The organism is Streptomyces roseoviridis (assembly GCF_039535235.1).
Taxonomy (GTDB): Bacteria; Actinomycetota; Actinomycetes; order Streptomycetales; family Streptomycetaceae; genus Streptomyces; species Streptomyces roseoviridis.
The window spans coordinates 5,238,625-5,256,507 of sequence record NZ_BAAAWU010000001.1; the positions used below are offsets into that span (position 1 = coordinate 5,238,625).

A 17,883-nucleotide genomic window follows, 5' to 3' on the forward strand; every position below is an offset into this window, starting at 1 on the left:
GTTCGCCGCTCCGGCCGTACGGTCGGCGGCCTGCCCGTACCGGTAGGCGCGCCCGGCGAGGGCCCGTACGCGCGGACGGGGCCGGCGAGTGCCCGGGCCGGACGGCCGAGGCGCGAAGAATCCCCGCGTACGAGTGCCCGGTGCGGGGGACCGGGCCCCTGACGAGAGGTGGCCGGCAGCCACCGAGGGTCGCCGAGCCCGGTCCCGGGCGCGGGGCCCGGGGCGGGGCCGGGGCGGGCCCGGTGCGGCGGGAACGGCTCCGTACGGGCTCCGCGTCGGGGGCGCCCGCGTGCTACGGCCAGGTGACCGTCGTCGGCGGGTCGCCGTCGTCCTCGACCCGCAGCCGCAGGCCGTCGTCGCCGACGGCCACCTCGACGGACACGGAACCGACGCCCGGCCGGCGGTGGGCGGCGGCGAGCGCCCGGCGGAGCGCCGCGAGCAGTCCCTCCGAGGCGGTGTCGTCGGCGAGGGCGTCGACCGCGCCCGAGAAGCGGACGGAGGGCTGGAAGCCGAGCAGGGCCGCCGCCCCGCCGGTCTCGCGCAGCACGCGCCCGCGGAACGAGGCCGGCGCGGCGGCGGGCGGCTGCTGGAGGGCGAAGATCGTCGTGCGGACCTCCTGGATCGTGGAGTCCAGCTCGTCGACCGCCCGGGCCAGCAGGTCGTCCACCTCGTGCACGGCGGCCCGGCGCCGGGTGGACTCCAGCATCATCTCCGTGGCGAAGAGCCGCTGCACCACCAGGTCGTGCAGGTCGCGGGCGATCCGGTCGCGGTCCTCGTAGACGGCGAGCTGCTCCCGGTCGTGCCGGGCGTCGGCGAGGACCAGGGCGAGGGCCGCCTGGGAGGCGAACTGGGAGGCGAGCAGCCGGTCCACCGCCGTGTACGGGCGGCCGCCGCGCCGCCGGGGCAGCGCGAGGGTGCCGATGAGCTTTCCGCCGCTCTGCAGCGGCAGCATCATCGAGGGCCCGAACCGGCTGCGCACCGGGGTGGTCATCAGGGGGTCGGTCGCCGAGTCCTCGACGAACACCGGCTCGCCGCCGAGCAGTTGGACCAGGACGGGGGAGCCGGGCGCGATCGTCGTGCCGACCAGGTCGGCGGGGTCGCCGGAGGTGGAGGCGGCGACGATCTCCATGCCGCCCTCCTCGGTCGGCTGGAGCACCACGCCCGCCGAGGCGTCGGCGAGCAGCCTGGCCCGTTCGGCGACGGTCGTCAGGGCGTCCTCGGCGGGGTCGCCGGCGAGGAGCGCGGTCGTGACGGCGGCGGCGCCCTCGATCCAGCGTTCCCGCTGCCGGGCCGTCTCGTACAGGCGGGCGTTGCCGATCGCGATGCCGGCCTGGGAGGCGAGGACCCGCAGCAGCGCCAGGTCCTCGTCGGTGAAGGGGCCGGTGACCTTGTCGGTGAGGTAGAGGTTGCCGAACACCTCGGTGTGCACGCGGACCGGCACGCCGAGGAAGGAACCCGTCTCCGGTTGGCCCTCGGGCACGCCGGAGGCGCGCGGGTCGGCGGTCGGGTCGGCGGTCGGGTCGGCGGCCGGGTCGGCGGGCCGCAGCGGCCGCAGGTCCTCGACGAGGGCGCCGAGGAGGCCGGTGTGGCCGTCGGCGAGGCGGCCGATGCGCTGCCGCTCCTCCTCGGTCAGGCCGGAGGTGTACAGGTCGGTGAGGCGCCCGCGCTCGGGGTCGACGACCCCGAGCGCCCCGTGACGGGCACCGGTCAGCGCGGTCGCGGTCTCCACCAGGTACTGGAGGGTGGCGCGCAGTTCCAGCTCGCTGCCGACGCCGAGGACCGCCTCCAGGAGCATCGGCAGGCGGGGCGCCGGGTCCTCCTCGTCCGCCCCGTCCGTGAGCGGCAGGGGGTCATCGTCATCGTCGGTCACGACGACCGGGTCCGCGGTCAGTCGGCGTCGGACCGTTCGCGCTCGCCGACCGGGTCGAGCACCAGCGGCTGGACCCGGCCCTCCAGCATCGCGCCCAGCCCGAGCACGGCGCACACGTCGGGCCGCTCGGCGATGTGCACGGGCATCCCGGTCGCCTCGCGCAGCATCTGGTCGAGGCCCGGCAGCAGGGCGCTGCCGCCGACCATCATGATGCCCCGGTCGGCGAGGTCGGCCACCAGGTCGGGCGGGCAGTCGCGGAGCACCTTGCCGATCCCGTCGAGCACGGCGGTGAGCGGGGTCTGGATGGCCTCGCGGACGGCGGCGGTGTCGACGGTCACCGAGCGGGCGAGGCCGGTGGCCACGTCACGGCCGTGGATCTCGGTGAAGGTCGGGCCCTGCAGCGTCAGGCCGTTGCCGTGCAGCGCGACCTGAAGCGGCCGGACCGACTGGCTGGGCAGCATCAGTTCGTGCTGGTGGCGCAGGTGCTGGATGACGGCGTGGTCGATGGCGTCGCCGCCGACGGGCATCCGCTCGGCGGTGACGATCGCGCCGAGCGAGAGCACCGCGACCTGGGTGGTCGCCGCCCCGCACACCAGGATCATGGTCGCGGTCGGCTGCTCGACCGGCAGCCCGCAGCCCACGGCCGCGGCGATCAGGGTGTCGACCAGCTCGACCCGGCGGGCGCCCAGGCCGACCAGGGTCTCCACGGCGGCGCGCTGGGCGAGCGGGTCGCTGTCGTGCGGGGTGCAGGCGGCGGCCCGCAGCCGGGGCTTGCGGCGCAGCTGCCGGCGCAGCTTGTCGCCGAGGAGGTGACGGAGCATCCGCTGGGCCATCTCGATGTCGACGACGGTGCCGCCGGAGACCGGGCGGACCACCCGGATGTAGTCGGGGGTGCGGCCGGTCATCTTCTCGGCGAGGGCGCCGACGGCGATGAGCGCGCCGGTACGGGTGTTCACGGCGGCGACGGACGGCTCGTCGACGACGAGGCCGGCGCCCTTCACGAAGACCCGGGTGCGGGCGGCGCCCAGGTCTACGGCGACATGGCAGCGGCGCAGCTGCTCAAGGCTGACGGTCACGGCGGTCCTCCGGAGTGCGGTGCTGGCACGGGCGAGGCGGTGCGCGCGGTGCGCGGTCCTGTGGACATCGTGCGTCCGCCCCGCCCGGGGCGCGCGCTGGGCTGAGCCGCCCGGGGGTGCGGGGCGCTGACGCCGGGTCAGCTCGGGGACGGCGCTGGGGGCCGCGCTCCGGGTGACTTCGGGGTGGCTTCGAGGGCGGCGCTGCGGGCTGCGCTCCGGGTGAGTCCGGGGTGACCCCGGGGGTGGAGCTTCAGGGTGACCCCGGGTTGGCCTCGGGCCGGCGCTGCGGGGTGGCCCGGGGGTGGCTCTCCGGGGGACCCCGAAGTGACCTCGGGGCGGCTGCGAAGTCCGGGCGGCTCGAGGGCCCTTCGCGAGGGCGCTCCGGGCAGCCCCGTGCGGCGCGTCCTCGTGGCCCGTCAGGGCAGGGGCGGGAGCAGTCGTTGGAGCAGGCCCCAGGCGAACTCGGCGGTGTGCGCGGTGCCGTCGGGAAGGGTGAAGTCGAGGCGGAGGAGGGCGGGGCCCACGCCCTCGCGGGGCCGGGCGCCGGGGCATGCCCGCCAGACCTCGTCGGCCGTGACCCGCCACGGGCGCAGATCGGCCGCGGTGCGCAGCCGGGGGGCGGCGGCGCCGGGGGCGCGGGTCAGGGAGCGGGACCACACGGCGCGCCGGGGACCCGTGAGGACGGTGAAGCGCAGCTCGGGCCAGAGCGGCACCGGCCAGGCCCACGCCTCGCCGTCGGGGACGCCGGGCAGTCCGGTGACGGGCCGCCGGCTCTCCGGCTCGCCGAGGACCCGCCGGTAGCGGTCGAACTCGCCCGGGCCGCGGCGGGCGTGCGCCCATGCCTGCCAGCGCTTGTTCGCCTCCCGCATCGCGCCGTGGCTCGCGCCCAGTTCCCGCAGGGCCTCGTCGACCAGTCCGGCCTGGTGGTCGGCCATCCGGCGGAGCAGGACGAGCTGGAACTCGAACGGGCCAAAGGGGGCGGCAGGGGTCATGCGCCCATCCTGCCCGAAGGGGGAGATTCACGACGGCACGCCGTCGACCTGCGGTTTCCTCACAGGATCCTCACTTTCGCGCCTATCAGTCGTGTCCTCGGGCCGCATAGCCTGCGGGCGCCATGGATTACTGCCACCAGTGCCGGCGGCATCTCAACGGCGCCCTGGCCTGCGCAGGCTGCGGGACCCCCGCCGAGGAGCTGCGGTACCTCACGCCCCCCGCTCCTCGCCCGCTCGCGGAACCGCCCGCGGAACAGGCCGATACCCCGTCGTCCGTCGCGTCGGAGTTCAGCTACGAACTGGACCCGCTCGAAACGCCCCGGCCGGCCGGGGGGCGCGCCGCCGCGCGCCGGCGCGCCAAGGACGGCGGGAGGGGAAGGAAGGGCGGCGCGGGCGGCGGCAGCGGTCGCCGGGCTCGGTCGCGGCGCGGGCGCACGGTCCTGCTCGGCACCCTCGGCTTCGCGCTCGCGGCCGGTTCGCTGAGCATGGCCAAGATGGCCATGGCGCCGGACGACGGCGGCGCGGCCATCGCCGTGGAGATCGAGGACGTCGCCGAGGTCACCCTGGACCCCGATCCGCCGGCCCCTTCGGAGAGTGCCGGACGGCCGGACGGTCCCGGACCGGTCGACTCGACCGCGCCGCGCCCGACGGCCAGTCGCGAGGCCACCCGCGGCCCGCACCGGGACGGCGGCTGGAGCGGCGGTGCCGGCGACGGCACCGGGACGGGGACGGGAACCGGTACGGGCGGGAACGCGGGGGCCGGTGACGGTACGGGCACGGGTCCGGGGGACGGGCCGGGCGCCTCGCCCAGCGCCACCGTGAGCGACCCGCCGCCCACCTCCGCCACGCCCTCGGGCAGCCCCTCGGTCACCAGGAGCGGCAGCCCCGCGCCGACCACGGGCGGCCCGGCCCCGACCGCCAGCCCCACCCCCAAGCCGACGCCGACCTGCACCCGCTTCCTGTGGTGGTGCGTGTAGGTCCCGGCGCCCCGGGGCAGCGCACCTCCTAGGCCGTCTCCACGCCCAGCATCCGCTTCAGCAGGTCGCGCAGCAGTGTGCGCTCGACCTCGGTGAGCTCGCCGAGCGGTTCGCGGGCGAAGTGCAGCGAGTCGCGCAGCTTCCGGGCGGTGGCGCGGCCCTCCTCGGTGGGGGCGGCCACCTTGACCCGGCGGTCGGCGGGGTCCGGGCGGCGCTCCACCAGACCGCGGGACTCCAGGCGGTCGATGATCCCGGTGACGTTCGACGGCTCGCACTTCAGCTTGTCGGCGATCTTCCGCATCGGCGTGGGCTCCAGGGCGAGCAGGCCGAGGACCCGGGCCTGGGCGCCGGTGAGGGCGTGGGCGGCGGCGGCCTGCTCGTACTCCTCGTGGTAGCGGGCCACGACCGTGCCGATGAGTTCCACGACTTCCAGCGTCAGGGGGTCCGTGCGTGAGGTGGGCATGGGAAGCATCCTACTCCGATACTTGACAACCTGAAATATCCAGGCGCATGGTTGTTTCAGTTCATGAAGCATTTCTTCGTGGCAGCAGAGAAGCACTTCCAGGAGGCCCCGCCGATGTCCGTACTCCCCGCGTCCAGCCGTGAGTGGCACCTCGTCTCCCGTCCGCACGGCTGGCCCGTGCCCGCGGACTTCGCCCTGCGCGAGACGCCGGTCACCGAGCCCGCCGAGGGCCGGATCCTCGTGCGCAACGTGCACTTCTCCGTCGACCCGTACATGCGCGGCCGGATGAACGACGTGAAGTCCTACGTCCCGCCCTTCAAGCTCGACCACCCCATGGACGGCGGCGCCGTCGGTGAGGTCGTCGCCTCCAACGCCGAGGGCTTCGCCGTCGGCGACCACGTCCTGCACGGCCTCGGCTGGCGCGAGTACGCCGACGTGCCCGCCCAGCACGCCACCAAGGTCGACCCGGAGCTCGCCCCGCTCTCCGCCTACCTCGGCGTCCTCGGCATGCCCGGCCTCACCGCCTACGCCGGCCTCTTCGAGGTGGCCTCCTTCAAGGAAGGCGACGCCGTCTTCGTCTCCGGCGCCGCCGGAGCCGTCGGCAGCCAGGTCGGCCAGATGGCACGGCTCAGGGGCGCCTCCCGGGTCATCGGCTCGGCCGGCTCCGACGAGAAGGTCAAGTGGCTCGTCGAGGAGCTCGGCTTCGACGCCGCCTTCAACTACAAGAACGGCCCCGTCAAGGACCAGCTCCGCGAGGCCGCCCCCGACGGCATCGACGTCTACTTCGACAACGTCGGCGGAGACCACCTCGAAGCCGCGATCTCCTCGCTCAATGTGCACGGCCGCGCCACCATCTGCGGCATGATCGCGCAGTACAACGACACCGAGCCGGTCCCCGGCCCGCGCAACATGGCCCTGATCATCGGCAAGCGGCTGCGCCTCCAGGGCATCCTCGTCGGCGACCACTACGGACTGCAGCCGCAGTTCGTCGACGAGGTCGGCGGCTGGCTGCGCTCCGGCGAGCTGAAGTACGGCGAGACCTTCGTCGAGGGCATCGAGAACGGCGTGGACGCCTTCCTCGGCATGCTGCGCGGCGACAACACCGGAAAGATGATCGTCTCGGCGACCCGTTAGTCTTCCCTCAGCCGTCGCGATCGTGGGCGCGAGTCGCGGCGAACAGAAGAAGGAAGACAACAGCATGTCGATACAGCAGTCCGACGTCCTGTACACCGCCGTCGCCACCGCCGAGAACGGCCGCGACGGCCGGGTCGCCACCGACGACGGCCGCCTCGCCGTCGTCGTCAACCCGCCCAAGGCCATGGGCGGCTCCGGCGAGGGCACCAACCCCGAGCAGCTCTTCGCCGCCGGGTACAGCGCCTGCTTCCAGGGCGCCCTGGGCGTCGTGGCCCGCAACGAGAACGCTGACATCTCCGGCTCGACGGTCACCGCGGAGGTCGGCATCGGCAAGAACGACGACGGTTTCGGCCTCATCGTGAAGATCTCGGCGACCATTCCCCACGTGGACGCCGAGACCGCCAAGAGCCTGATCGAGAAGGCCCACCAGGTCTGCCCGTACTCCAAGGCGACCCGCGGCAACATCACGGTCGAGCTCGCCGTCTGACGACCCGGTTCGACGTACGGGTCCCCGACCCGCACACTGAAGGGGGGCCGCACCCTGACCGACCAGGGTGCGGCCCCCCTTCGACGGGTCAGCGGGCCAGCAGCGCCCGCCCCACCAGGGCGAACGAGCCCTTTGGATGGCCGCGGAAGAGCGGCTCCGTGCCGATCAGCACCACCGGCGCGCCGTGTGCCGCGCGACCGCCGACCACGGCCGCCTGCCCGGCGGCGTCCGCCGGACCGCCCCGGCCTCCCGCATCCGGTCGCCAGTGCCCCGAGACCAGCGGCGCGCCCGGCGCGTACGACAGCTCGGTGCGCACCCCCGACCCGAGCCCGGTGAACCACAGCGGCGAGTAGACGAAGGTGTGCGCCGGGGTGCCCGCGGACAGCGGCCCGCCGGTGCCGCGCACCGCCACCACCCCGTTCGCGTCCCCGTTGCCCTCGACGGCCGTCACCGGCAGCAGCCCCGCCGCCGCGTTGAACGCGGCACCGGCCGCGCCCGCGCCGACCACGCCGACCCCGCTCCGGCGCAGCGCCTCCCGGGCCGCCGGCGTCAGCTCCGCCCAGTCCAGGCCCTGCGACACGTACAGCACGTCCGCCCCGGACGCCCCCGACGCCCCGGACCAGTCGAAGCCGGCGTTCAGGACCTTCGCCGACACCGGCACCACCTCGAAGCCCATCTCCCGCAGCGCGAACAGTTCGCCCGCCGACGCCGAGGCCGCCACCCGGGTCCGCGCCAGCGGTGCCGTGCCCCGCTCCTTCGTGGCCCGGAACACCACCCCGTAGCGGTCCGCGAGCTCCCGCGCCGCCGACCGCGCCCCACCCGGCACGACCGCCGCCCCGTCCGCCGTACGGCGCACCGCGACGCCCCGCGCGAGCAGCGCGTTCACCGCCGCCAGCTCCTTCGGGTCGTCGAGCCGCAGCAGCAGGTCGCCGAACGGGGCGACCGTGCCCGTCGGCCCCGCCACGCGCACCGGCCGCACCACGGCCGGCACCGGGCCGCGCTCCACCTTCCGCACCGTCGCGCCCCACAGCAGCCCGAGGCTCCACCCCGAGATGTCGTACATCGTCGACACGTCGGCACTGATGTCCCGGCCCTCCGCCAGGATCACGTTCGCCAGCCCCCGCTTCGGCTGGCGCATGTCGACCACGTACGAGCCGTCCTTCGCCCGCCCGACGCGCACGTCGTTGGCGACCAGATGGTCCACCAGGCGCGCCGCCGCGACCGCCGATCGCTGCCCGCGCCCCGCCGGGATCACGTACGCGCGCGGGAAGGTGGTCGTGTACACGTCCTCGGGGCCGATGCCGGGCACCCCCGGCACCGTCTCCGGTGACACCGGCCGCTGCGGCTCGCCCGCCGCGCCCCGCCGGAAGGTCTCGATCTGGTCGGCGATCACCGCGGCCCGGTGCGTGTCCGCGTAGTCGAGCGCGGCCCGCATCGCCGCGCCCGCGATGCCGACGTTGACCGCCGCCCGGCGCCGCAGCTCCGCCACCGGCAGCGTGTCGTACGCCCGGTTGTTGACCTGGAGCGGGAACTCGATCGTGTGCGCGGCGACCGCGCCCTGGAACGGCATGTACTGCGGGGTGAAGACCGGCGGCCAGTCGTCCCAGCCCTCCTGCTGGTCGCGGAAGGGGATGACCGCCGGTTGGACGCCGTCCTTCGCGGGGGTGTGGCCGAGGCCGTTGACGGCCTTCTCCATGCCGAGGGCGTTGGCGTAGGAGTGCTTCAGGAAGAGGTCGTACTCGTAGTTCTCGCCGTGCGGCGGGGTGGTCGGCTCGATCAGGGTGCCGTTGACGTAGCCGTGCAGGTCGAGCATCACGGCCGGCTGCTTCTCGACGGCGATCCGGCGGATCGCACGGGCCTCCGGCTGGGAGGCGGTGATGAAGTCCCGGTTCAGGTCGAAGCCGGCGGCGTTGGCGCGGGTGCCCGCGATCCGGCCGTCCGGATTGGCCGTCACGTTCAGGTGCACACGGGTCCTGGCGAGCAGGCCGGCCGTCTTGCGGTCGGTGGCGGTGGCCAGCTCCTCGATCAGCCGCAGCGCCGCGTCCGTGCCCTCCCACTCGTTGCCGTGGATGTTGTTGTTGATGAACACCGGCGTCTTGTACGCGGCCCTGATCCGCGGGTCCACGGCCGCCGCGGCCGGGGCGTTCTCGATGCGCTCGCGCATCCGCTCCTGCTCACGGGCCTGGGCGGGGGACTCCGGCGCGGTGACCGTCACCAGATACAGCTCGTGCCCGCCGGCCGAGCGCCCGGCGACCTCGACGCTCACCCGGTCGCCGAGCTTCTGCAGGGCGTTGAGCCGCGGGGCGAGCGAGTGGTACGGCGCGAGGCCCAGCCTGAGCGACCTGTCGGCCGGGTTCTCCGGCGGCACGGCCAGCTCCGTACGGCGCGGATAGCGTCCGTCCGAGGGCCGGGCGGCGGGCGAGACGACAGGGGAGGAGAGGGCCGCCGTCCGGGGCAGCGGGGCCGCGGCCGGCCCCGGCCCGCCCCGCTCCCGCACCGGGTGGGGGACCGGCCCCGGCGGCGGCGCGGCGCCCGCGGGCAGCGCGGTCAGGAGCAGGGCGCCGAGGACCGTACCGGCGGTGGCGATCGTCGAGCTCGGAAGGGAACGGGGTCGTGCCATGCGTGCGAACCTCCGTGGATGATCCGATGATCATTACGGAGGGGTCTACCGTCTCAACTCGGGAACAACAAGAGGGCCTCGCCGGGACCCGCGGTTAGGGTGATCGTCATGCGTGATTTCGGGGCGGGATTCGGTTACCTGCTGCAAGGTCAGAAGTGGGTCGGCAGGAACGGCCGGTGGTTCGGGTTCGGACTGCTGCCCGGGCTCGTCACCTTCGTCCTCTACGTCGGGGCGCTCGCCGGCCTGTTCTACGGCGCCGACGACCTGACCGCCTGGGCGACGCCGTTCGCCGACGACTGGGGCTCGCCCTGGCAGGGGCTGATCCGCAACACCCTGACCTTCCTGGTCTTCGCACTCGGCCTCTTCCTCGCCGTGATCACCTTCACCGCCGTGACCCTGCTGATCGGCCAGCCCTTCTACGAGTCGCTGTCCGAGGCCGTCGACCGCGGCGAGGGCGGCGAGGTGCCCGAGTCCGGGCTCCCGCTGTGGCGCGAGCTGTGGATCTCCGCCCGGGACAGCCTCCGCGTCCTGGTGCGGGTCGCCTTCTTCGGCATCCTGCTGTTCGCGGCCGGCTTCGTCCCGGTCGTCGGCCAGACCGTCGTCCCCGTGCTCGGCTTCTGCGTCTCCGGCTTCTTCCTCACCCAGGAGCTCACCTCGGTCGCGCTCCAGCGGCGGGGCATCGAGTTCAAGGAGCGCCTCGCGATGCTGCGCGGCCGCCGGATGGCCGCCCTCGGCTTCGGCGTGCCCCTCACCCTCTCCTTCCTCATCCCCTTCGTCGCCGTCCTGCTGATGCCGGGCGCGGTCGCCGGAGCCACCCTGATGGCCCGTGAGCTGAACGGGGAGACGGCCGGGGACGCGGCGGCGGACGACGACGCGCGGGACCCCTCCCGCCCCGGCTCGGTGCACTTCCGCAAGAACTGACGCTCCGGCGGCAACCTTTCTCCTTCCGGCGGCGACCAGGGGACGCACACTCCCCACGGAAGGAACCACCACCCATGGCTCGACGAGCTCTCCGGCCCATCCGCCACCGACGGAAGACAGCGCCGCGCCGCGCGCTGATCGCCGCCCTGGCCGCCTTCGGCCTCACCGGCTCGGCCGTCGTCGTCTCCGGCCTGCTCGCCCCGGCGGGCGCGGCCACCGCCGCCTGGCCCGAGGCGAGGGGCTCCGTACCGGTCGCCAGGACCCTTCCGGTCTCGGGCACGTACGACGGCAGGCTCAAGCGGCACTACGGCACCGGGGCCCTCGGTTCCGGCGGCCAGGACGAGGGCCAGGACCCGCTCTTCGTCCTCCAGGACGGCGCCGTCCTGAAGAACGTGGTGATCGGCTCCCCGGCCGCCGACGGCGTCCACTGCCTCGGCAGCTGCACCCTGCAGAACGTGTGGTGGGAGGACGTCGGCGAGGACGCCGCCACCTTCAAGGGCACCTCGCCCGGCGCCGTCTACACGGTGTACGGGGGCGGCGCCCGCAAAGCCTCCGACAAGGTCTTCCAGTTCAACGGCGCGGGCAAGCTGGTCGTGACCCGGTTCCAGGCCGCCGACTTCGGCAAGCTGATCCGCACCTGCGGCAACTGCGGGAAGCAGTACCAGCGGACGGTCGTCGTCAACGACGTGGACATCACCGCGCCCGGCAAGGCCGTCGTCGGCGTCAACGCCAACTACGGCGACACCGCGGCCCTGCGGAAGGTCCGGATCCACGGCGACGCCAAGAAGAAGATCAAGCCGTGCGTCCGCTTCCAGGGCAACAGCACGGGCAAGGAACCGACCGAGCTCGGCTCCGGCCCCGACGGCACCACCTGCCGCTACACGGCTGCCGACGTCTCGTACGAGTAGGCCCGCGGCACGCCCGTACGGGAGGCGGGGCGCTCGTCCCCCCGTACGGGCGATTCGGCCGGCTCGGGCGGGCACGGCTGTCCCGTACGGGCGGTTCAGCCGGCCTCGGCGAGTACGAAGCCCGGCTTGTCCGGGCCCGCGTCGGCGATCCGGCCGCCGTCCGGGCCCCACACCCCGGCCAGGCCGCCGCCCACGCCGTCCTCGTTGGGCCCCAGCACGTTCCCCAGGACCACGTACAGGCCGAAGTCGCGGGCCCGCACCGGATAGACCCGCTCGAAGGAGTCGTTGCCGGCCGCGAGCACCGAACTCGCCAGGTACACCGCGCACCCGTCCGCCGCGGCCCGCTCGGCCAGCTCCGGGAAGCGGTTGTCGTAGCAGGTGGCGAGGGCGAAGCGGATCCCGTCGAGCGTGAACCGCCCGTCGGACGTGCCCGGTGCGAACACCTCCGCCTCCACCCCGTACAGGTGCTGCTTGTCGTAGCGGGTGAGCAGGGCGCCGTCCGGGCCGAGGACGAGGCTGGTGATGCCTGGGCGGCCGGCGGCGGTGCGGACCGGTCCGTTGACCACGGCCGCCGCCGAGACGGCCCGGCACGCCTCCCGTACGGGGTCGAGCCGGGGGTCGTCCTCGGTGAGGACCAGCTCGGGGGAGTCGCGGATCAGGCTCGGCTCGTAACCGGTCAGGGACAGCTCCGCGAAGACCACGAGGCGGGCACCCTCGGCGCCGGCGGCGCGGACCAGACCGGCCAGGGCGCGGACGTTGGCGGCGACGTCCCCGGCGACCGGGGCGAACTGCGTGGCGGCGACGATCATGGTCCGCATCATCCCACCCGACCTCCCGCGACGACCGGGCCGTTCCCGCGCAGCCGCCCCGAGTCCCGCTAGCCGGCGGCGTCCACCGCCACCGCCACGATCGCCCGCACCTGGGCGATGATGTCGAGCCGGTTGCGCACGAACTCGGCGTCGGTGACCGTGCCCGTCGCCGGGTCGGTGTTGCCGGCGCCGAACTGCAGGACCGGGGTGTGGACGTGGCCGCCCGGCAGGCCGGTCAGGCCGAGGCGGTCGCGCAGCAGGGTGGCGCGGTAGGCGATCTCGTTGGAGAGGTAGTTCCCGCCGCCGCCCGCCCGGGCGAGCGAGCCGGGCGTGGGCCCGTCGGGCCGGACCACCGGGGTGCCGGAGCCGGCCGGCACCTCGGTCACCGCCGTGTTGTCGTACACCGGGAAGCGCCCGGTCGACGCGGCCGTGATCGCCGCGTACGGCAGGGTCGTCGACGTCCACTGCGGCTGCGTCGCCGGATCGGCGACCGGCACCGTCTCCGTACGGGAGACGTTCTCGTTGTCCGGGAAGCCGCCGCGCCAGGCGCCGTTGGTCCGCTCGATGTCGAAGCGGCCGGGACGGCCCTGGCTCACCGTGGTGAAGAGATCGGTCTCCGGCAGGTGCGGGGCCAGGGTGCGCTCGACCGTGCCGTCGGCGAAGTCCTGCCAGCGGACCGGGAAGACGGCCGTCTCGATCCGGGCGAGGGAGCCGTCGGCGGTGCGCAGCCAGGTGCCGTCGAGGGCGAGCGCGGTGGCCCCGGAGGGGTTGCTGATCCGCACGTCCCGGTCCAGCGTGAACGGGTCGAAGCCGGTGAGCAGGATCCGCTTGACGCCCTTTCCGGCCGGATGGCGGATCGAGTCCTGGCCGCGGGAGGAGCGTTCGAGCCGGTCGAGCAGCCGGGCCCGCGCCTCCTCGCCGACACCGAAACCGGGCTGCCAGGCGCGGAGTTCACGGGTGAGGGCGAGGCGCGCCCAGTACAGCGGCCGGTCGTCGTCCCGGCTGAGGTCTCCGCCGGCGGGCCCGCGCCCTTGCGCCCGGTCCACCGCTCGCCGCCACAGCGCCGATCCGTGGCGTACGACGGTCCGCTCGGCGTCGGCGAAGGTGCGCGCCTTCGTGAGCGAGCGGGCGAACTCCGGTGCCAGGGTGTCGAATCCGGCGCGCCGCAGGATCTCCCGCGGCACCGCCCGGTCGAGCCGGGCCTCCTCGGCGGTGACGGGCGGCGCTTCCGCGGCGGCGGCCGGGGCGGCCGCGGGGGCGGCGGGTGCCGCGGCGACCAGGGCCAGGGCGAGGGCGAGCGTGCTGCGTATCGCGGGCACGGGAGTCCTTCCGTACGGCGGTGACGGGCCGCCGGAAGTATCCCGTCAGCGGGGCGGCTCCCGCTACGGCGCCCTCACGCGCCCCTCCTTGAGCAGGGCGAGGAAGTCCCGGAACGAGGCGGGCATGTCCACCGCTTCGGGGTCGAGCAGCCACTGGAACTGCAGGCCGTCCATCACCGCCGTGAGCAGCGGCGCCACGCGCTCCGGGCTGAGGCCGCCGGGCAGTTCGTCGCCGAACTCGGCGCGCAGCACCTCGGCCATGTTCGCCCGCACGTGGCTGTAGCGCTCGGTGAAGAAGGCGCGGGTCGGGTGGCCCTCGGTGACGCTCTCGCCCAGCAGGGCGGAGAAGGTCTGCACGATGCCCGGACGCATCGCGTTGTACTCGACGAGCGACTCCATCAGGTCGAGCCGCCAGCGCTCGCGGTCCCGGCCGCCGCTGGTGTCCCAGCGGTCGCGCTCCTCCAGGACGGCGACGAGCAGCGCCTCCTTGGTCGGGAAGTAGTGCAGCAGGCCCTGCTGGGTCAGTCCGACCCGCTCGGCCACGGCGCCGAGCGAGGCGCCCCGGTACCCGCGCTCGGCGATCACCTCGAGGGCGGCGCGGACGATCTCCGTCCGCCGCTCCTCGCTCCTGGCCCGTGCCATCGCCCCGTCCTCCTTCCGAAGGTCTCCCGAAGGTCCCTGTGAGGAGGACCGTACGGCATCCTTAGATAACGAAACGCTAACGTAACCTACCGATCTACAGGTAGGCGCGCCACCATGGCCGCACCACCCCACTTCTCCGAGGAGGTACGGCCGTGCCGGAGACGAACGCGGACATCGACGCGGACAGCAACGCCGACACCGAGCGGGACGAGGCCCTGCGCGAACGGGCCGTCGAGACGGCCCTCGCCCGGCTCGACCTGGACACCAAGGCCCGGCTGCTCGCCGGCCAGGACATGTGGTCGCTGCCGGCCCTGCCCGAGATCGGCCTGGCCTCCCTGGTCATGTCCGACGGCCCCATCGGCGTCCGCGGCGTCCGCTGGACCGCCGACGACCCCTCCGTGGCCCTGCCGTCCCCCACCGCGCTCGCCGCCGCCTGGGACCCCGCCCTCGCCCGCCGCGCCGGCCGGCTGCTCGCCCAGGAGGCCCGCCGCAAGGGCGTCCACGTCCTCCTCGCCCCCACCGTCAACCTCCACCGCTCACCCCTCGGCGGCCGCCACTTCGAGACGTACAGCGAGGACCCCCACCTCACCGGAGCCATCGGCACCGGCTACGTCCGGGGCGTCCAGGACGGCGGAGTCGGCACCACCGTCAAGCACTTCGTCGCCAACGACGCCGAGACCGACCGCTTCACCGTCGACAACCGGATCGCCCCGCGCCCCCTGCGCGAGCTTTACCTCGCCCCCTTCCAGGCCATCGTCGAGAACGCCCGCCCCTGGGGCATCATGACCGCCTACAACCAGGTCAACGGCGTCACCATGACCGAGCACCGGTACCTGGTGAACGAGGTGCTGCGCGGCGAATGGGGCTTCGACGGCTTCAACGTCTCCGACTGGATGGCCGCCCGCTCCACCACCGGCGGCATCGCGGGCGGCCTCGACGTCGCCATGCCCGGCCCGCGGACCGTCTACGGCGAGGCCCTCGCCGCCGCCGTGCGCGCCGGCGAGGCCGAGGAGGCGGACGTCGACGCGGCCGTGCGCAACGTGCTGCGTCTCGCCGCCCGCGTCGGCGCCCTCGACGGCGCCCCGCCGGCCGTCACCGACCCCCCGGCCCCCCTCGACGGCGACGCCCTCGCCCGCGAGATCGCCCGCCGCGGCTTCGTCCTCGTACGCAACGAGGGCGACGCGCTCCCGCTGCGGCCCGGCACCGTCGCCCTCTCCGGCGCCGCCGCCCGCGACGCCCGCGTCCTCGGCGGCGGTTCCGCCCAGGTCTTCCCCGAGCGCGTCGTCTCCCCGCTCGACGGCCTGACCGCCGCCCTGCCCGACGGCACGCTCAGCTTCTCGGTCGGCGCCGACCCCAGCGACGAACTCGCCCCCGCCGGAGCGGGGTTCACCCTGCGCGCCGTGTGCCGCGACGCCGCCGGCACCGTCCTCGGCGAGGGCACCCTGCCGAACGGCCAGGTCCAGTGGATCGGCGACGACCTCCCGGCCGGCGTCACCCACGACACCCTCGCCTCCGTCGAGGTCACCGGCACCTTCACCCCGCGCGAGAGCGGCGAGCACTCCTTCGGCACCCGCGGTCTCGGCGCCTTCACCCTCACCGTCGCGGGGCGGACCCTCTTCGACGGCGTCCAGGCCATGGGCCCCGAGACCGACCCCTTCGAAGCCTTCTTCGGCTCGCCCGTCGAACGCGGCAGGGTCGCCCTCACCGCGGGCGAGACCGTCGAGGTCTCCCTCCTGCACACCCTCGACAAGGAGTTCGCGGCCCCGCTCCCGGCCGTCATGTTCTCCTTCGTCCACCTCGGTCCTCGCCGGGACCCCGACGAACTGATCGCCGAAGCCGCCCTGGCCGCCCGCGCCGCCGACACCGCCGTCGTGGTCGTCGCCACCACCGAGCGCGTCGAGTCCGAGGGCTTCGACCGCGCGGACCTCGCCCTGCCCGGCCGCCAGGACGACCTCGTCCGCGCCGTCGCCGCCGCCAACCCCAACACCGTGGTCGTCGTCAACTCCGGTTCGCCCGTGGAGATGCCCTGGCGCGACGAGGTCGCCGCGATCCTGCTCACCTGGTTCCCCGGTCAGGAGGGCGGCGCCGCCCTCGCCGACGTCCTCACCGGCGCCGAGGAGCCCGGCGGACGGCTCCCCACCACCTGGCCGGCCGCCCTCGCCGACGCGCCCGTCACCCAGGTCACCCCCACCGACGGCGAACTCACCTACGAGGAGGGCCTGTTCATCGGCTACCGCGCCTGGGACCGGGCCGGCGCCGTCCCCGCGTACCCGTTCGGCCACGGCCTCGGCTACACCACCTGGTCGTACGACTCCCTCGTCGTCACCCCGCAGGACCGGGGCCGGGCGACGGCCACCGTCCGCCTCACCAACACCGGTGAACGCACCGGCCGCGAGGTCGTCCAGATCTACCTGGCCCCGGTCGAGGACCCGGTCGAGCGGCCGGCCCGCTGGCTGGCCGGCTTCGCGAGCGTCGAGGCCGCGCCCGGCGCGAGCGTCGAGGTCACCGTCGAACTCCCGCGCCGCGCCTTCGAGATCTGGGACGAGGACGCGCACGACTGGACCCTCGTGGGGGGGGCATACGAGGTCCTGGCCGCCCACTCCCTGGCCGACGCCCGGCTGAGCGCGCCCCTGGAGACAACCTGACGGGCCGCCCCGCGAACCGGCCCCGGAGCGGCACCTGACACCGCTCCGGGGCCACCTCGGCTGCACCGGCCCCGGGGCGGGCCCGGCACCCGGCTACGGCCGGGTGATCTGGCGGTACGCGATCTCCGCGAGCCGCGCCTGGCCGTCCCGGCTCGGATGGAACCAGTCCCAGGGGCTCAGCTGCGTACCGTCGAAGGCGAAGCCGAAGACCGCGCCGCCGTCGTCACGGCAGCGGACGTCCTTCGCGCACTCCTCCCGCAGCACCCGGTTGTACGCCACCACCCGGTCCCGCACCTTCGTCCGGCGCGCCTGTGCCGCGGGGCCGAGGTCCTCGGCGTCCGCCAGCATCGAGGCACACACGCCCAGCCGCCACACCCGGAGCCCCGCCGGACTGAGCCGGCCCGTGGCCCACAGCCGCTTCAGGTCCGGCACGCTCGACACGTACACCTGCGCCTTCGGCGCCCCCGCCCGCAGCCGGGCCAGAGCCGTCGCGAAGGAGGCGCGGAACTCCTCCACCGGCGTCATCTCCGCCACCCCGGCCCGGCAGGCGTCGTTCGCGCCCATCATGACCGTCACCAACTCCGGACGCCGGGCCGCCGCGGCGGCCATCTGCTCCGGCAGCTCCGCCATCCGCGCCCCGCTGCGCGCCAGGTTCCAGCTCCTCGCCGCCAGCCGCTTCGGGCCGAGCAGCCGCAGGGCGAGGCTGTTGACCGCGGTGTCCGTGCCGGTCGCCCACGACACCGAGGGGCAGTCCGCCAGGAGCTCGCAGGCGTCGAAGGCGCGGGTGATGGAGTCGCCGACGGCGGCGACGGAACCGGGGGAGGCGTTCCACACCGGCGTCGGGGACGGTGTCGGCCTCGGCGCGGGCTTCGCGGTCCGCTCGGCAGCCTGTCGCGGACCGGCGGGCTCCGGTGCCGGGCCGGCCGAGCAGCCGCCGGCCGTCGCCGCGCACAGCAGCGCCACCGCGGCGGCGGTGGTGCGGAAACGTCGTCGCCCGCGCATCCGGGGCCCCTCCTCGGC

Annotated in this window: 15 protein-coding genes; 6 read left to right on the forward strand and 9 right to left on the reverse strand. The window is 74.8% G+C overall.

Annotated features, from left to right (window positions below):
- Positions 1–292 precede the first annotated feature (292 nt).
- The 3 genes from ABD954_RS23680 to ABD954_RS23690 all read right to left on the reverse strand — a co-directional run bounded on the left by ABD954_RS23680 (position 293) and on the right by ABD954_RS23690 (position 3,938).
- Positions 293–1,795: a GAF domain-containing sensor histidine kinase gene (locus ABD954_RS23680; RefSeq protein ID WP_345492418.1), complete on the reverse strand. Its 1,503-nt coding sequence runs from the start codon at positions 1,793–1,795 to the stop codon at positions 293–295.
- Positions 1,796–1,887: 92 nt separating this feature from the next.
- The gene (mreB, locus tag ABD954_RS23685) at positions 1,888–2,946 is read right to left on the reverse strand and encodes a rod shape-determining protein (RefSeq protein WP_345488615.1); all 1,059 of its coding nucleotides are present in this window, start codon (positions 2,944–2,946) and stop codon (positions 1,888–1,890) included.
- Positions 2,947–3,362: 416 nt separating this feature from the next.
- Complete coding sequence (locus ABD954_RS23690; protein WP_345488617.1) at positions 3,363–3,938, reverse strand: hypothetical protein; 576 nt, start codon at positions 3,936–3,938, stop codon at positions 3,363–3,365.
- Positions 3,939–4,060: 122 nt separating this feature from the next.
- On the opposite strand from ABD954_RS23690, the gene ABD954_RS23695 reads away from it, so the two are divergent.
- Positions 4,061–4,915: an SCO2400 family protein gene (locus tag ABD954_RS23695; protein WP_345488619.1), complete on the forward strand. Its 855-nt coding sequence runs from the start codon at positions 4,061–4,063 to the stop codon at positions 4,913–4,915.
- Between the two features lie 28 nt (positions 4,916–4,943).
- Here the strand turns inward: ABD954_RS23695 and ABD954_RS23700 are convergent, their stop codons facing one another.
- Complete coding sequence (locus ABD954_RS23700) at positions 4,944–5,378, reverse strand: MarR family winged helix-turn-helix transcriptional regulator (RefSeq protein WP_345488621.1); 435 nt, start codon at positions 5,376–5,378, stop codon at positions 4,944–4,946.
- A 114-nt stretch (positions 5,379–5,492) separates the two neighbouring features.
- Here ABD954_RS23700 and ABD954_RS23705 point away from each other — a divergent pair, with 114 nt between their 5' ends.
- Together ABD954_RS23705 and ABD954_RS23710 are read left to right on the forward strand one after the other, a co-directional pair.
- The gene (locus tag ABD954_RS23705; protein ID WP_345492420.1) at positions 5,493–6,512 is read left to right on the forward strand and encodes an NADP-dependent oxidoreductase; all 1,020 of its coding nucleotides are present in this window, start codon (positions 5,493–5,495) and stop codon (positions 6,510–6,512) included.
- 64 nt (positions 6,513–6,576) lie between these two features.
- Positions 6,577–6,999 (forward strand): organic hydroperoxide resistance protein, encoded by a 423-nt coding sequence (locus tag ABD954_RS23710; RefSeq protein ID WP_345488623.1) that lies wholly within the window; start codon positions 6,577–6,579, stop codon positions 6,997–6,999.
- Between the two features lie 88 nt (positions 7,000–7,087).
- On the opposite strand, the gene ABD954_RS23715 is transcribed toward ABD954_RS23710, so the two are convergent.
- A complete protein-coding gene (locus ABD954_RS23715; RefSeq protein ID WP_345488625.1) occupies positions 7,088–9,619 on the reverse strand; it encodes a M14 family zinc carboxypeptidase in 2,532 nt (843 codons plus the stop codon).
- A 108-nt stretch (positions 9,620–9,727) separates the two neighbouring features.
- On the opposite strand from ABD954_RS23715, the gene ABD954_RS23720 reads away from it, so the two are divergent.
- Both ABD954_RS23720 and ABD954_RS23725 read left to right on the forward strand, forming a co-directional pair.
- Positions 9,728–10,540, forward strand: coding sequence for an EI24 domain-containing protein (locus ABD954_RS23720; RefSeq protein WP_345488627.1), 813 nt, complete (start codon positions 9,728–9,730; stop codon positions 10,538–10,540).
- A 74-nt stretch (positions 10,541–10,614) separates the two neighbouring features.
- The gene (locus tag ABD954_RS23725) at positions 10,615–11,448 is read left to right on the forward strand and encodes a pectate lyase (protein WP_345488629.1); all 834 of its coding nucleotides are present in this window, start codon (positions 10,615–10,617) and stop codon (positions 11,446–11,448) included.
- A 95-nt stretch (positions 11,449–11,543) separates the two neighbouring features.
- Here ABD954_RS23725 and ABD954_RS23730 read toward each other — a convergent pair whose 3' ends face one another.
- From ABD954_RS23730 to ABD954_RS23740, 3 genes are all read right to left on the reverse strand, one after another.
- Positions 11,544–12,257, reverse strand: a complete 714-nt coding sequence (locus tag ABD954_RS23730; protein WP_345488631.1) for a carbon-nitrogen hydrolase family protein — start codon at positions 12,255–12,257, stop codon at positions 11,544–11,546.
- A gap of 68 nt (positions 12,258–12,325) precedes the next feature.
- Entirely contained in the window at positions 12,326–13,567 is a 1,242-nt protein-coding gene (locus ABD954_RS23735; RefSeq protein ID WP_345492422.1) for a pyroglutamyl-peptidase I, read from the reverse strand.
- Between the two features lie 72 nt (positions 13,568–13,639).
- Positions 13,640–14,218: a TetR/AcrR family transcriptional regulator gene (locus ABD954_RS23740; protein WP_345488632.1), complete on the reverse strand. Its 579-nt coding sequence runs from the start codon at positions 14,216–14,218 to the stop codon at positions 13,640–13,642.
- Positions 14,219–14,370: 152 nt separating this feature from the next.
- Here ABD954_RS23740 and ABD954_RS23745 point away from each other — a divergent pair, with 152 nt between their 5' ends.
- Complete coding sequence (locus ABD954_RS23745) at positions 14,371–16,863, forward strand: glycoside hydrolase family 3 protein (RefSeq protein ID WP_382745782.1); 2,493 nt, start codon at positions 14,371–14,373, stop codon at positions 16,861–16,863.
- Positions 16,864–16,956: 93 nt separating this feature from the next.
- Here ABD954_RS23745 and ABD954_RS23750 read toward each other — a convergent pair whose 3' ends face one another.
- Positions 16,957–17,865, reverse strand: a complete 909-nt coding sequence (locus ABD954_RS23750; protein ID WP_345488634.1) for an SGNH/GDSL hydrolase family protein — start codon at positions 17,863–17,865, stop codon at positions 16,957–16,959.
- Positions 17,866–17,883: the final 18 nt, after the last annotated feature.

What these genes read in the sequence shown, in the direction of transcription:
- ABD954_RS23720 (WP_345488627.1), top strand. Translation starts at nt 9,728, where the DNA reads ATGCGTGATTTCGGGGCGGGATTCGGTTACCTGCTGCAAGGTCAGAAG.
- ABD954_RS23715 (WP_345488625.1), bottom strand. Translation starts at nt 9,619, where the DNA reads ATGGCACGACCCCGTTCCCTTCCGAGCTCGACGATCGCCACCGCCGGT.
- ABD954_RS23680 (WP_345492418.1), bottom strand. Translation starts at nt 1,795, where the DNA reads ATGCTCCTGGAGGCGGTCCTCGGCGTCGGCAGCGAGCTGGAACTGCGC.
- ABD954_RS23750 (WP_345488634.1), bottom strand. Translation starts at nt 17,865, where the DNA reads ATGCGCGGGCGACGACGTTTCCGCACCACCGCCGCCGCGGTGGCGCTG.
- ABD954_RS23710 (WP_345488623.1), top strand. Translation starts at nt 6,577, where the DNA reads ATGTCGATACAGCAGTCCGACGTCCTGTACACCGCCGTCGCCACCGCC.
- ABD954_RS23705 (WP_345492420.1), top strand. Translation starts at nt 5,493, where the DNA reads ATGTCCGTACTCCCCGCGTCCAGCCGTGAGTGGCACCTCGTCTCCCGT.
- ABD954_RS23730 (WP_345488631.1), bottom strand. Translation starts at nt 12,257, where the DNA reads ATGATCGTCGCCGCCACGCAGTTCGCCCCGGTCGCCGGGGACGTCGCC.
- ABD954_RS23725 (WP_345488629.1), top strand. Translation starts at nt 10,615, where the DNA reads ATGGCTCGACGAGCTCTCCGGCCCATCCGCCACCGACGGAAGACAGCG.
- ABD954_RS23695 (WP_345488619.1), top strand. Translation starts at nt 4,061, where the DNA reads ATGGATTACTGCCACCAGTGCCGGCGGCATCTCAACGGCGCCCTGGCC.
- ABD954_RS23690 (WP_345488617.1), bottom strand. Translation starts at nt 3,938, where the DNA reads ATGACCCCTGCCGCCCCCTTTGGCCCGTTCGAGTTCCAGCTCGTCCTG.
- ABD954_RS23700 (WP_345488621.1), bottom strand. Translation starts at nt 5,378, where the DNA reads ATGCCCACCTCACGCACGGACCCCCTGACGCTGGAAGTCGTGGAACTC.
- ABD954_RS23740 (WP_345488632.1), bottom strand. Translation starts at nt 14,218, where the DNA reads ATGGCACGGGCCAGGAGCGAGGAGCGGCGGACGGAGATCGTCCGCGCC.